This is a genomic window from Microcoleus sp. Pol12B4 (genome assembly GCF_036701385.1).
Classification (GTDB): Bacteria; Cyanobacteriota; Cyanobacteriia; order Cyanobacteriales; family Microcoleaceae; genus Microcoleus.
The window spans coordinates 18,276-31,371 of the sequence record NZ_JAUBQR010000056.1 but is presented as its reverse complement, the minus strand read 5'-3'; the positions used below and the strand labels follow the sequence as shown (position 1 = coordinate 31,371).

At 47.3% G+C, this 13,096-nt stretch carries 12 protein-coding genes; 7 read left to right on the top strand and 5 right to left on the bottom strand.

Features of this window, described 5'->3' with window-relative positions:
* Positions 1–417: 417 nt before the first annotated feature.
* The 4 genes from QUA38_RS10585 to QUA38_RS10570 form a co-directional block, all read right to left on the bottom strand.
* Complete coding sequence (locus QUA38_RS10585) at positions 418–1,038, bottom strand: DUF6391 domain-containing protein (RefSeq protein ID WP_333161527.1); 621 nt, start codon at positions 1,036–1,038, stop codon at positions 418–420.
* A gap of 177 nt (positions 1,039–1,215) precedes the next feature.
* Positions 1,216–1,926, bottom strand: a complete 711-nt coding sequence (locus QUA38_RS10580; RefSeq protein ID WP_333161526.1) for an MORN motif-containing protein — start codon at positions 1,924–1,926, stop codon at positions 1,216–1,218.
* Between the two features lie 102 nt (positions 1,927–2,028).
* Positions 2,029–2,781, bottom strand: coding sequence for an MORN motif-containing protein (locus QUA38_RS10575; RefSeq protein WP_333161524.1), 753 nt, complete (start codon positions 2,779–2,781; stop codon positions 2,029–2,031).
* A gap of 183 nt (positions 2,782–2,964) precedes the next feature.
* A complete protein-coding gene (locus QUA38_RS10570) occupies positions 2,965–4,374 on the bottom strand; it encodes a hypothetical protein (RefSeq protein ID WP_333161522.1) in 1,410 nt (469 codons plus the stop codon).
* Between the two features lie 229 nt (positions 4,375–4,603).
* Between QUA38_RS10570 and QUA38_RS10565 the strand changes: the two genes are divergently transcribed.
* From QUA38_RS10565 to QUA38_RS10545, 5 genes are all read left to right on the top strand, one after another.
* Positions 4,604–5,275: a retropepsin-like aspartic protease gene (locus tag QUA38_RS10565; RefSeq protein ID WP_333161520.1), complete on the top strand. Its 672-nt coding sequence runs from the start codon at positions 4,604–4,606 to the stop codon at positions 5,273–5,275.
* Between the two features lie 429 nt (positions 5,276–5,704).
* The gene (gene gpmI / locus QUA38_RS10560) at positions 5,705–7,303 is read left to right on the top strand and encodes a 2,3-bisphosphoglycerate-independent phosphoglycerate mutase (RefSeq protein WP_333161518.1); all 1,599 of its coding nucleotides are present in this window, start codon (positions 5,705–5,707) and stop codon (positions 7,301–7,303) included.
* A gap of 335 nt (positions 7,304–7,638) precedes the next feature.
* Positions 7,639–7,878 (top strand): preprotein translocase subunit SecG, encoded by a 240-nt coding sequence (gene secG, locus QUA38_RS10555; RefSeq protein ID WP_015175238.1) that lies wholly within the window; start codon positions 7,639–7,641, stop codon positions 7,876–7,878.
* Between the two features lie 91 nt (positions 7,879–7,969).
* Entirely contained in the window at positions 7,970–8,695 is a 726-nt protein-coding gene (locus QUA38_RS10550) for a peptidase (RefSeq protein WP_333161516.1), read from the top strand.
* A gap of 37 nt (positions 8,696–8,732) precedes the next feature.
* Positions 8,733–9,200, top strand: coding sequence for an NUDIX domain-containing protein (locus tag QUA38_RS10545; protein ID WP_333161514.1), 468 nt, complete (start codon positions 8,733–8,735; stop codon positions 9,198–9,200).
* Between the two features lie 260 nt (positions 9,201–9,460).
* Here QUA38_RS10545 and QUA38_RS10540 read toward each other — a convergent pair whose 3' ends face one another.
* Positions 9,461–9,973, bottom strand: coding sequence for a rhodanese-like domain-containing protein (locus QUA38_RS10540; protein WP_333161512.1), 513 nt, complete (start codon positions 9,971–9,973; stop codon positions 9,461–9,463).
* A gap of 379 nt (positions 9,974–10,352) precedes the next feature.
* Here QUA38_RS10540 and QUA38_RS10535 point away from each other — a divergent pair, with 379 nt between their 5' ends.
* Positions 10,353–11,075 carry a hypothetical protein gene (locus QUA38_RS10535; RefSeq protein WP_333161510.1) on the top strand — a complete coding sequence of 241 codons (723 nt, stop codon included), beginning with the start codon at positions 10,353–10,355 and terminating at the stop codon, positions 11,073–11,075.
* Between the two features lie 221 nt (positions 11,076–11,296).
* The gene (locus QUA38_RS10530; RefSeq protein ID WP_333161508.1) at positions 11,297–13,096 is read left to right on the top strand and encodes an ATP-binding protein; all 1,800 of its coding nucleotides are present in this window, start codon (positions 11,297–11,299) and stop codon (positions 13,094–13,096) included.

Below are 13,096 nucleotides of genomic sequence, written 5' to 3'. Positions count from 1 at the left end.
TTTTTTGCCGGAGATCGAGAGAATACGCTTTCATTAGGTTTGACTACAACAATGATATTTTATTGTACCTCATTACATCGGAATCCGCTGTATATACAAAGCTCTATTAATCACCTGCCCACAGCAACAGTTTTATATAAAAAAATTCGATTATTTAGTTAACCAATGGCAGCTTTATTCAGCAGCCTACAATCTTGACTTATTAGTTTTCCCATCTGGCATGATCGGTGGATGAAATACTGTCTATGCCATTAGTTGAAGAGTTGATGAAAGAAGAAAAATTTCGGTTTCAGGACAGGAATAGGAATCAGGAAGAAGGAGGTTCGGCAACGAAGCCATGTAGGAGATTTAACGGCTTGAAGTTGAGGGAAGAAAGAACATTTGCTCAACTTCCCCACTCTCCTCCTCCCGCAGCAACTATTCAACCCAACGCACCCGAACAAAATGAGCTTCGCGTCCCCAGAAGTCGTGACTTACAGTAATATCAACTACACTCAAATTAAACGGAATAGCAGTTGTGACGTAACGCTGAGCCAGAGATCCCACATCAGGAGCTAACTGAGCCGCAGCAGCCGCCGCTGCACCCAAACCTAAAAGTTGCAGAATGGGCCCGCGAGGCAGGGCTAAATTGATGCCAACAGCAAGTCCTGCCGTTAGCAGCATTGCCACCGACAAATTCGTGCCACAGCGGGGATGTACAGCTAAATCCCACTCTCCGCTGGCAATCCGCTGCAAAGCCTCGCGCACTGCCTGACGCAACTGTGCAATGTTAACGTGGCCATAAAGATAAAACCCTTGGTCTGTGGACATCCCGCCCAATAACTCATTATCGGTTCTTGCTGTGGTCGCACCAAACGATTGGCCCAGTACCCAAACAGTAGCGTGTTCCAAAGCATGAACTTGGCGCAAAGTCAAGACTTCCTTCAAACCAGGCACAAAACCGAGTTGTCGCAACAAATCAGCATCTTGAGTCCGCTGCGGGGCAAAGTCGAAGGGAAACTGGCCGGTGCGGCCGGAAGCAGAAGCAGTAGTTGTCATATCAAAACGCCTCCATTAACTCCATTAAGTGGATATTTAACATTAGCAATTCGGTTGAGAAAAAGCCGGCCATAAATTATCAATAGTTTTGAGTTTAAAACCTAGCAATGGCAGGTTTTGTGCAAAAAATATTAGCCGTCAACCTGCCCTTACTAACAGATCGCACTTATTCCCAGTTTATTGCTCTACCCGCTGGCCGTCCCGGAACACCCCAGGAAGTCGGCGGCCTCTGGTATCGATAATTGTGCCTTTGCCGTGAGGCAATCCCTTGCGTAACTCTCCCTGATAGCGGATACCGTTGGAGAACGAACAGTTACCCCTGCCATCAAGTTCTTGAGTATAGAACTGTCCCGAACACCGACTGCCGTCAGCCCGGGTGAACGCTCCCGTACCTAAAGGCTTGCCCCCTAAAAATTGACCCACAAAGCGATCGCCATTAGCAAAAATGAATTGCCCTTGTCCCGTGGGCACTCCTACTTTTTGATCGAGAGAAAACGACCCTATATAGCGATCGCCATTAGTAAAAATAGCGGTCCCGGAACTAACTTTGCCATCTCGGAATATGCCCTCCACACGGGCGTCGTCCTTAAATATAAATTGTCCTCGACCATTTGGTTTGCCCAGACGGAACTGCCCCTCATAGCGATCGCCGTTGGAATATACGTATACCCCACTGCCACTGGGCAAACCGTTAACGAACTGTCCGATGTAGCTATCACCGCTGTCATAATCGCATCTAACTCTACCTGTAGGGATAGCTGGCACGCAGCGACCGTTTCTAGCTTCTGTTCCTTGCGCCATTGAGGGAAAGGGATAAGTCACGTAACTACCAATTAACACTGATGCAACTAATAGAGGGATTCCACTGGTTTTTAAACTGGAAATCATTAACTAAGTCTCTCCTATGCGCTTCTGGATATTATTTTCCTTCGTCATTTGTCTTTTGTCCGATTTCTGGTCAAAAGTTGCCTGAAAACCTCAATTTATCCTTTAGGAAACTCCGGGTTTGCCGTTGCGAAATACTCCCGGAAAGCGCCTACCGCTAGCATCGATCATCGTCCCGACACCGTGAGGTACTCCCTTTCGCAATTCTCCTTCATAGCGCGTACCGTTGGGGAAAGTGCAGGTGACACTAGCGTCAAGTTCTTGATTAAAAAATCTGCCGGAACAGCGAGTGCCGTCTACCCGAACCAATACCCCAGGGCCAAAGGGTGAGCCTGCAAAGAATTGTCCTTCATAGCGATCGCCATTGGTATAAAAAAATTGACCCCGCCCTGAGGGTTGGCTGCTAATGGCATCAGTCTGAACGTTCCTGACAACTGCGAAGTTTCCGACATAGCGCTCGCCGTTGGCAAAAACGACCGTCCCCGATCTCATTGTGCCGTCTTGGAACACGCCTGTGTAGCGGGCATCATCTTTAAAAATGAATGTCCCTCTACCATTTGGCACTCCATTGCGAAATTGTCCTTCGTAGCGATCGCCATTAGCGTACACGTAGACTCCACTGCCGTCTGGCAGGCCGTTAACGAAATTTCCCTCGTAATTATCGCCTCCCTCGTAATTGCATTTTACTCTTCCCGTAGGAGGGTTTCCTTGGCAGAAGGGAGAGCGTTTTCCTTCTTCGGGTTTTGGATCGGGTGTTGCTTGAGCCATTGATGGCTGGGGATTCAAGAGATTAGTAGCGCTGCCGATACAAGAAGCAACTAATATCACCATCCCTAATTTTTGAATTGAACCGAGCATGATCAATCTCCTTTAACTTCAATTACTAATAGGGATTTTCTAGAAGCTAATACTCGCTGAAAAGTCGTCTATTTTTTAATCCCTGTACTAATTTTACCTTCAGGTTTGAGATCTGCCCTAAATGCAAAAAGGCAAAAACTCTAATTTTTGCCTTTAGCATTTTTCCTGCTTTACTGTCAATTTTTAGCGTCGCGTTGAGCTATTCGGATTTGGGAGACGGCTAATAACTGCATTGGCGGGTTGTGGTTGGCGACTGGCGGGTTTTTCGCCAACACCTTTGGCAACCTCAACGCCGTTTTCCTCGAGAATCACGATCGGATCGGCTCCTTGCTTGAGATCGACGCGCTTCACCAACACTTGCCCGTTAGACAGACGCTGCCCGACTTTGACATATCGGCTGGTTGGTTCATTCGGTACTTTGACAATCACTTGCGTCTCGTTCCCGACTTTTACAACCCCGCTGACTTCAGTACCCGTAGCGAGGTCGGTAGAAGGCGGTGGCGGAACTACTGGGATGACGGGAGGTGGCGGCGGATTTGGGTCTACCCACTGAGGCGGGCGTTTGTCTACTGGCAGTTCCGGCAGATCCGGTACTCCTATAGGTCTAGCTGCTATTGGCTGGGGCGGGCGCGGGGGTGCTGGACGGCGAGTCTGGGGATTCCGCGCATCTTGGGGTCTACTTGCTATTGGCCCAGTAGTTCCAGGAGGGCGGGTGCCAGTACCTCTTCTGACCCTGGCATTGGGGTCTCTCCATTGGGGGGGGCGCTTGTCTACTGGCAGTTCCGGCAGATCCGGGACTCCTATGGGTCTAGCTGCAATGGGTTCGAGTCCAGGCGGGGATGTACGAGTACGACCTAACTGAGGAGGAGTGAGCCCAGGAACTTGGGGCGGCAAGCCAATTTGTCCCCCGGTGCCTCCGGGTAAGGAACCATTTCCGCCACCGCCACCTAAGCGAGGAGCAGTTAGCCCTGGAACCTGGGGCGGCAAGCCAATTTGCCCCCCATCACCTCCGGGAAGTAAAGGACCTCCCGATCGACCTCGTAGTTGCTGAGTGCCTCCTCGACCACCCGTGGGTGACCTGGGGATAGTCACCGTCTGATTAGGCCTGTTAAGTGGGGGGGGAGCCAATAACTCGGGAAGCTGGGGTAGCACGGCAACTTGTCGCTGTGGCAGTTTGGGGATTTCTGAGGTAATCCCACCCGCCCCGTTGGCTCCTGGAGGGATTTGTAATACGATCGGCGGCAGCGGCCCAAAGGGGTCTAACTGAGAAGGATTTGCTGTCACAGGGCCTTGGGGCACCGGCTGAAGCGGAAGCGTTGGATTCCTGTCCTTTTTGTTGCCGATTCCTGTTTGAGCCTGTCTTGCTCGTTCATCTGGGTTGGTCGATCGAATTAACCCTGGAGGTTGGGCGGCTACGATTGGAGACGGGAAAGCCTGAGTTGCTGGGGTGGGGCTGGCAGAGGCTGCCGGAGACGGAGAGGCTGCACTAGGGCTGGGGCTGGGGCTGGCTGTGTTGGTGCCTTCGTCGCCACCGCATCCTCCGATCGAGAAAGCTAGTAGTCCTATAGTCGCAAAATATAAAAGTTTGTGCATTGCCGATCGCCCCTAAATGCTTAATTTCAAGATCTCCAACAAGGCTCTGCAATTACAGCCTGTTGTCGTTTATCAGTTTATCTGTGTTCGATGTTATGCGATCGCTTGAAAATTGCCAAGTTTTCCTGATGATCCGATCTGGGGATCGGGCGATCGGTTTTTGGGAGCGGGTTAGGATATCAGTGGTGGTAGTTGTTCGACATATTGAATCAATTAAGGTATTTAGATAATGGCAAAAGTGATTCTCAAGCGAATTTGGCGATCGGGCTTTGTTTTTGCGACCGTTTTGCTGGGTGTGGGATCGGTGGGGGGCGGCGAGGTCTATTCTGATTCACATCAGCCAGAAACCCAGGTGATGACATTGATGCCCGATGCGAGTTCCCAGCAGCTCGTGAAGCGGAGCTATCCCGAAGGGAATTGCACTATAACGGGATCGGGATTCACAACTGGCAAATTGTACTCTCAGTTTTGGAACCCGTCAAATGGTGGTGCCAAACCGCCTGCAAATCAACGGGCGAAGCCACTGGGGAATCCACAAGTATTTCAAGCTAAAATCAAGCGCCGCGCTGGCGGGACGCCGGTGATTGATGTGGTATTTAACGGCAACAAGACTTTTGAGATGATTCTCGATACCGGGGCAAGTGGCACTTTGATTTCTCAGCGGATGGCTACTGCACTGGGAGTGAGGCCGGTGCGTACCGTGAGAGCGGGGATCGCTGACGGTAGCGTTGTCGAGTTCCCGATCGGCGTAGTGCGATCGATTCGGGTTGGGGGTGTTGCGATCCAAAATGTAGAAGTGGCGATCGCCAAACAAATGCCAATAGGTCTGCTCGGTCACGATTTCTTTGGCAATTACGATGTAAAAATTAAAAAAGATGTTGTAGAATTTTATATCCGTTGAAAGAGAGCAGAGTAGACAAGCGATTTTTGCTCAACTCGTGTCCTATAAAGTTATTCGCAGCCCGGTCAAGGCTTTTAAAAATATTGGTTGAGGCGGTAGCAAAATGCAACCAAGCGTGGTATTGTTCTTAGTGTTTCAAGAGCCACCGACGGTTAAACTATCCGTGAAATCCGGCCACAAAAGCACGGCTGCTGTTGGTGAGATCGGTAACAGTCTCCGACAACGATTCACAGTACAAGCCAAGGCAATCAATTAAACAATTCGCCAAGCCGGTCGAAATAAGTTCCCAAAATGCTGTGGCTGAGGGAATTTTGGTTGGCCTTGTTCAGCCGGAGCTGAGAAAGTATGTAAACTGATTAGCGGCCGATGTTCCGCAAAATCGGAAATCATGACGATCGAGAAATTAATTATTGTAAATAAGGTATTCACATGGCACAAGCGTCTGTATCTCCTGTAGTGCTGATTATTCTAGACGGCTGGGGTTATCGTGAAGAACAAGACGGAAATGCGATCGCCGCTGCAAAAACACCCGTCATGGACAGTCTCTGGGCCGCTTATCCCAGAACTCTGATTCACACATCGGGTCGGGCGGTAGGGCTGCCAGACGGGCAAATGGGTAACTCAGAGGTTGGTCACTTGAATCTGGGCGCGGGCCGCGTGGTTCCTCAAGAGTTGGTGCGGATCTCGGATGCAGTGGAAGATGGTTCCTTGCTCAACAACCGGGCGCTGGTTGAGCTTTGCGAGAAAGTCAGCGCCACGGGCGGCAAGTTGCACCTGACTGGTCTTTGTTCTGAAGGTGGGGTTCATTCCCATCTCAGTCATATTAAGGGTTTGCTGCAATTAGCAAAAGCACAGGGAATTTCTGATGTTTGCATTCACGCCATTACAGACGGTCGTGATACTACTCCGAAAGAAGGTGTCGAAGCTTTAGGTAAGATTGAAAGTTATATCGCAGAGGTAGGGGTCGGTCGGATAGCGACCATTAGCGGCCGCTACTACGCGATGGACAGGGACAAGCGCTGGGATCGGGTGCAGCGCGCTTACGAGGTAATGACGACTGAGGGTGCGCCTGACGGTCGATCGGCTGTGGATGTGTTGCAGGCATCCTATGCTGAAGGAGTGACCGACGAGTTTGCAGTTCCGACTCGAATTGCCCGCGGAGCAGTGGCATCCGGCGATGGGGTAATTTTCTTCAATTTTCGCCCGGACAGGGCTAGAGAATTGACTCAGGCTTTTGTATCTCCCGATTTTAAGGGGTTTGAACGGCAGTTAATTGAGCCGCTGGCGTTTGCGACTTTTACTCAGTACGACCCGAAACTTTCGGTAATGGTGGCTTTTGAACCGCAGAATTTGAACAATATTCTGGGCGAGGTGATTTCTAAGCACGGTTTGCAGCAGTTGCGGACGGCGGAAACTGAAAAGTACGCTCATGTGACTTATTTTTTTAATGGAGGTCTGGAAGAGCCTTTTATCGGGGAACACCGGGAGTTGGTGCAGAGCCCGATGGTGGCGACTTACGATGAGGCGCCCCAGATGTCGGCGGACTTGGTGACGGATGGGGCGGTGACGGCTTTGGGAAAAGGCATCTATTCGTTTATGGTGATTAATTACGCTAACCCGGATATGGTTGGTCATACGGGGATGATGGATGCGACGATAATTGCGATCGAAACTGTGGATAAATGTTTGGGGCGGCTGTTGAGCGCCATTAGTAAAGCTGGGGGTACGGCAATTATTATTGCTGACCACGGAAATGCTGAGCAGATGTTTGACGAGGACGGGAATCCCTGGACGGCTCACACTACTAACCCAGTGCCGTTTATTCTGGTAGAAGGCGAAGGTCGGAAGATTCCGGGTCACGGAACGGATGTTCCTCTGAGGGCGGATGGTTGTTTGGCGGATATTGCGCCGACAATTCTGGAGCTGTTGAGGTTGCCTCAGCCTCCGGAAATGACGGGACGCTCTATGATACGATCGGCTGAGTTTGAAGTTCGCGCCAATCGCACTCCGGTGCGAGTCCGATTGTAGAAAGTCTGGGTCAAATCTCGCTACAGGTAGGGACGGCACTGCCCATAGGTGTCAACTTAACGTCAAACGTAATACCGGTCTGCTGTTTGACGATTAGGCCTCGATCCCCCCTAGCCCCCCTTAAGAAGGGGGGGACCGGAAATGGATCAAAGTCCCCCTTGTTAAGGGGGATTTAGGGGGATCTAGACTCAGGTAAAAGCGATATTTATCAAGGGTTTTAGGCTTAAGTTGACACGCCTTGGGATCTTGGAGTGTCCCTGCATAAATTGCGGGCGATCGACCGAATTTGATATGATAATAAATTACCGATTACTAATTACCAATTACTCCAGATTATGAATATTGTTTCTGTGTTACAAGTTATCTGGTCTTTGTCTGCTTTAGGACTTGTGGTTTTTGTGTTGCTCCACAGTCCTAAAGGCGATGGTATTGGCGGGATTGGCGGACAAGCTCAATTGTTTACCAGCGCCAAGAGTGCAGAAACGAGTCTGAACCGGATTACTTGGGGTCTGTCTATTGTTTTTATGGGTTTGACTGTGATTTTGAGTGCTGGTTGGTTGGCGCCTAAGTTATAAGATTTGGATTTTTAACCGCAGATGAACGCAGATAGACGCAGATAATCTCAAGTTCATCTGCGTTTATTTGTGTCTATCTGCGGTTGCAAAAATGCGGTTGTGGAAAGTTACGGTAAAATCTCGATTGCTGGCTGGTTTGGGATTGGCTTTATGTTGTTTTAGCCTGATAATTTTTACTCAGGTTAATACTCCGGCGGCGAGTCTTTCTTCTTTCCCTAATAGTTTGCCGAATCCACAGGTTCACCCTTTGCCGCCAACGCTGGCCAATTGGCAAGATTCCACGGATAGTGGTGATTATTTTGAGCAGGTTAAGCCACCGAATTTCGGTCATTTGCTATGGTCTAAGTTTCCGATTCAGGTTTATATTGAGCGTCCAGTTGATGCTAATAAGTCTGAAGAATGGGTGGCGGCTGTGTTGGATGTTGTCCGCGAATGGGGGGTTTATTTGCCTTTGGAAGTGGTGGATAGTTCGGAGGTGGCTGATATTAGGATTTTACGTCGGGCTCCGCCTTTGCGTCAAGGGGTTTTGCGATCGCGTTCTGGAGAGGCTACCTATGAATTGTACGCCCGTCGCGATGGTGATAAAACTGTGTTATCTCATCGGTTTTCGGTTTATTTGAATCCGACTCAAGTGGGTAAGTATGTTCCGGCGACGGCGCGACACGAGTTGGGTCACGCTTTGGGAATTTGGGGTCACAGTTTGATGGAAACTGATGTGCTTTATTTTTCTCAAGTGAGAAACCCTCCGCCTATTTCGGCTAGGGATGTTAATACTTTGAAGCGCGTTTACGAACAGCCGACTCGGTTGGGGTGGTAATATTAGTTTTGATAGGTAAAATCGTGTCAGTAAAAAGATGAAAGATGAAGCTTTTGGCATTGTGCCAGTTTTTGCCACTGAAACTGATAGTTTGTTTTTGTTGATTCAACATCAAGCGGGACATTGGGCGTTTCCTAAAGGTCACGCGAATCAGGGGGAATCGGCGCTAGAAACGGCGAAGCGGGAGTTTGAGGAGGAAACTGGCATCCGCGATTGTGAAGTGCTTGAGGAGCCTAGTTTTGTGGAACGTTATTCCTTTGTTAAGGAAGGGAAGCCTAGTTCTGTGGAACATTATTCCTTTGCAAAGGAAGGAGAATCAATTGAAAAGACTGTTACTTATTTTTTGGCTTTTGTAAATTCAATGGAAGTTCAGTTGCAAGTAGAGGAAGTTCAAAATTCTGCCTGGAGTTCCTTTGAGGATGCTGTTAAGCTGATTACTTTTGATGGGAATCGGCAAGTTTTAAGGGAAGTCAAAGCATTTTTGGACGCGAGGAAGGAGTGTTAATCCGTGTTGGAGACACACACTTGTTTATGTATGATGTGCATTGGTCACTTTACGCTATAAGTAGCGTGTTAAAGCACTTTTTGCGTCCGCGAATGTTAATATCTAGTCCGGTTATACGATCGCAATTAAGTTTGTAGTAAGGACTTTAGTGCTTAGTGACTGCAAGCTTTAAGAGAGAGCTCGATTCCTTACTACAAACAAATTATTTGGTTAGATACCCAACTTCTTCAATAAGTCGGGGATCTAGGTATTCTGTGTGATTATTTGTTGATTTTCTGGGCTTCGGCGTGGTGTTGCAAGCGAGAAAAAACGTTATAGGCGTCGGGGCCAGGAGTATTGTGTTCGGCAGCACCATCGATGGGGCCGTCGATGGCTTTCCAAGCAGGAATTCCGCCTTTTAGTTCGGCTACTTTTCTAAAGCCTGCTGCACGGAGAAGATTGGCAGCTTCGGCGGTTTGTTCGTCGTTTTCGCCGTAGATGTAGATGTCGCGGATGGGTTCTAAACTTGATTGTGCTCGTGCGACTAATTCGTCCATTGGCATCATTACCGCGCCGGTAATGTGGCTTTTGGTGAAGCTTTCAAAATCACGAGCGTCGATGATTGTGAGTCCTGGTTCGCCCCAATCTAAACGGGCTTTGAGGTCGTGGCTAGATGCTTGAGCTTTTAAACCAGGAGGGGTGGGAGTAACGTCGGGAAGTTTTTCTTTGATGTTGGAAATTTGGTCGGGAATATTCTTCATGGGTAAAATGTTGTTCAATGTTTTGATTGCCATTGCAATGTAACAAGATGTTTAGGTTGAATTCGTCTTTCTAAAGGCAGAATCCGGCATTGAACTAAAGTCGCAGTTAAGCTGATTTGCTAGTTGTTAGCTGCGGTTGGGATCGCTACATTTGTTGAGGTTGCTAGAGCGTAGCGGGCTGTGCTTAAAATGGTTTCGATCGCATTTACTGCAAAGAATTTGAACTGCGAACGCTCGTTTGATTGGCTATTTTATCAAAAAATCACATTTTAGTCAATGCCTATTATTTTTAAATTAAATTTGCATAAGTTGTGCGTAGCCTCGCGCGGATTGTTGCGGAAAAGTTTAAAGGTTTCACAGCAAGGTTTCTGGTAAACTTTAAAAGTAAAAACAAGTATTTAAAGGTATGGATATGTCTGAGAAAAGTGAAATTGCGGTGCCTATAACTTTGACACCGGAAGAGCAAGCGGTGTGGGATGCGAAGGCGAAAGTTCGGGTACTGCTGAATTTGTGGGATTTGAGCGGCGGGAAGATGAAGGTGAAAAAGGGGGAGTTGACTAAGCGGATTGTGCGGACTAATGAGACGAGTCAGAGATATGTGGAAGTGCTCGGCGAATTGCAGGCGACTGGGGCGATCGAGTATTCGCTGGTAAATCGGGTGACGCTGGTGGAATTGACGGCGAAGGGGAAAGAAGTTTTAGCGGAAGGCTTGAAAAGTAAGGATTCTCTGTTTGAGTTTGATGGTTCTCAAATTGGTACTCGCCTGGGAAATTCTTTGTTGAAGTGGATTCGGCATCAGGATGGTGCGGCAAGTGTTCGGGTTGAGAAAGGGAAAGGGGATGTAGGGACGATCGCATCCTATGACGATTTTAAGGCTGTGGCGCTCGATGTGTATGACAGCTTGAACCGGGATTATAACTTAGACGATTTAGTGCCGATTTATCGGATGCGGCGGGCAATCGGGGAAAGGGTAGGGCGATCGGAGTTCAATGAGTGGCTACTGAAAATGCAGGCTCAAGATATTTTTCAGCTAATGTCTGGAGAAATGCCAGACATCACTGCAGACAAACGCGAGGACTCAATCACCATTTCTGGCGTTGGATTTCGTAACTACGCCAAGCGCTTGAACGCCTAAAATTACCCTGAATCTTTTTGTAGTTTGTTACCTCACACCCAATCATTATGGAAAATTCAGCCGCATCTCCCATAGAATCCCTCAAAGCTGCCATCCAAAGTCACAATCCATTTAGCAAAACTGGCATTGTCAAAGAGCAGGATATTTGGGGAAAAGGATTCCCCGATGTTCCCACTCTCAACAAACACGCTTCTGATGCAGTTTTTCAGGCCGTTGAGCTGGTGCGAACCAGTCAATCCAGTCAAGATAAAGTTAGTTCCCTTGCCCTAACTGCTCCGCAAGGAGTCGGTAAAAGCCATGTTCTCGCTCGCATTCGCTATCGACTAGAACGAGATGGTGGCGCTTTGTTTGTCTATGCAAGCGTCAATAATTACACCGACTTAAACTTGATTAAGTACCAATTTCAGCAAACCTTAGCAAATAGTTTGAGTCACCCAGTTAATCAAGGGGTGATGCAGTGGCAGGAAGTAGCTGCCGCAATGGCAAATCAAGGCTTGAAAGCTATAAATGCTGATGCTCCAAACCTTTCACCCGCCAATTTTCTTGACCGATTTGATAAAGTATGTGCTAGTTGGGCGGCTAAAAATAGGAGTTTTATGAACACTATGAGTCAAAAAGTTTGCCAAACAAAGCCTAATGCTGATCCTTATATTATTCGTGCTGTTTTGTGGACGCTTTCAAAAATTCAGTCAGCCTTTGCAATCAAATGGTTGTCAGGTGAGGAACTAGATAAGTCTAAGGCTGAGGAACTGGGATTGCCAGCAAATTCTGGTAAAACCAATCAAGATAGAGAAGCTGAAGCTCTTAATACAGTTCAGCAAATAGTGAATTTGGTGAGTTGCTACAACCCAGTCATCATTTGTTTTGATGAAATAGATGTCAAAAACAACTCTACTGATGATGGCTTGCCAACAGAAATGGTAATTGCTGATTTAGTTAAACGCCTCCACGATACTCTCAATCAATCGGAACTCGGTCAAGGAGTTGTCATTCTCACAGTAATGCTGCCCAATACTTGGACACATAAAATCAAGCTGATGTCGGGCGGTACACCAGCTCGACTATCAACATATACAAAAGGAAAGCCAATTGAATTAAACTTTCTTGATGGCAATTCAATGATAGAGATAGTAACTTTGTGGCTGAAAGATTTCTATGAATTCAGGAATTTAAAGCCTCACAATCAGCTATATCCTTTTGAAGAGAATCAGCTCAAAGAATACGGCACAAATAAGCCAGCGGTACGGGAAGCTTTGACATGGTGTGAAGAGAATTTTAAAGTTTCTAGACCTGCTCTTCCAGAAGATCCTTTTGAGCGATTTGAACTTGCTCTCATGGAACTTGAATCAGGTCTCGTAGACTATATGCAGAATAACTCCCTAATTGCTAAAGCTCTTTGCTTTGGTTTTGAAACGTTGAAAGGTCAGACAATCGAAGGAGTGTTGATTGAAGAGGTTACTACTGAAATCAAGCCAAAAGCCAAAAATAATGATTGTATTAACTTCAAAGTTATTGGCACAGAAAATGGAAAAGTGGTCAAAATTGGCATTGCAGTAATCCAGTCTTCTCAAAATGAATTAGTTGCAGGATTGAGGCGCTTAATAGATTACGAAAGATTTGACTTAACTCGCGGTTGTTTAGTCCGTTCTCAAGCCAAAATCGAAACAATAAAGAAGACTGCTCAAGCATACAAGTTACTTGAACAACTTGTCTCACCTCAAGAAAGAGGTGGTGAAATCGCAGATTTAATAGAAGAGCAAATAAAACCTTTAATCGCTGTTTATTCTGTTTGTAAAAAGTGCAGAGACTATAATTTAACGGAAAATCAAGTTTTTGATTTCATCTCTCAGAAGCAGCTAACTTTTGACAATCCTTTACTGCGAGAGATATTGAGCGATCCATCTGGTATCATGCCTGTTGTTGATGATGAAGATGAACGTCAACTTTTAGAAGACCTTCTTAATCCGCCGACTATTGACAATACAGATGAATCGGATGATTTGAGTGATTTATTTAGTTGA

Coding starts and splice junctions, on each gene's coding strand:
- QUA38_RS10575 (WP_333161524.1), bottom strand. CDS start 2,781: ATGCTCGGTTCAATTCAAAAATTAGGGATGGTGATATTAGTTGCTTCT.
- secG (WP_015175238.1), top strand. CDS start 7,639: ATGAATATTGTTTCTGTGTTACAAGTTATCTGGTCTTTGTCTGCTTTA.
- QUA38_RS10550 (WP_333161516.1), top strand. CDS start 7,970: ATGCGGTTGTGGAAAGTTACGGTAAAATCTCGATTGCTGGCTGGTTTG.
- QUA38_RS10580 (WP_333161526.1), bottom strand. CDS start 1,926: ATGATTTCCAGTTTAAAAACCAGTGGAATCCCTCTATTAGTTGCATCA.
- QUA38_RS10565 (WP_333161520.1), top strand. CDS start 4,604: ATGGCAAAAGTGATTCTCAAGCGAATTTGGCGATCGGGCTTTGTTTTT.
- gpmI (WP_333161518.1), top strand. CDS start 5,705: ATGGCACAAGCGTCTGTATCTCCTGTAGTGCTGATTATTCTAGACGGC.
- QUA38_RS10540 (WP_333161512.1), bottom strand. CDS start 9,973: ATGGCAATCAAAACATTGAACAACATTTTACCCATGAAGAATATTCCC.
- QUA38_RS10570 (WP_333161522.1), bottom strand. CDS start 4,374: ATGCACAAACTTTTATATTTTGCGACTATAGGACTACTAGCTTTCTCG.
- QUA38_RS10535 (WP_333161510.1), top strand. CDS start 10,353: ATGTCTGAGAAAAGTGAAATTGCGGTGCCTATAACTTTGACACCGGAA.
- QUA38_RS10545 (WP_333161514.1), top strand. CDS start 8,733: ATGAAAGATGAAGCTTTTGGCATTGTGCCAGTTTTTGCCACTGAAACT.
- QUA38_RS10585 (WP_333161527.1), bottom strand. CDS start 1,038: ATGACAACTACTGCTTCTGCTTCCGGCCGCACCGGCCAGTTTCCCTTC.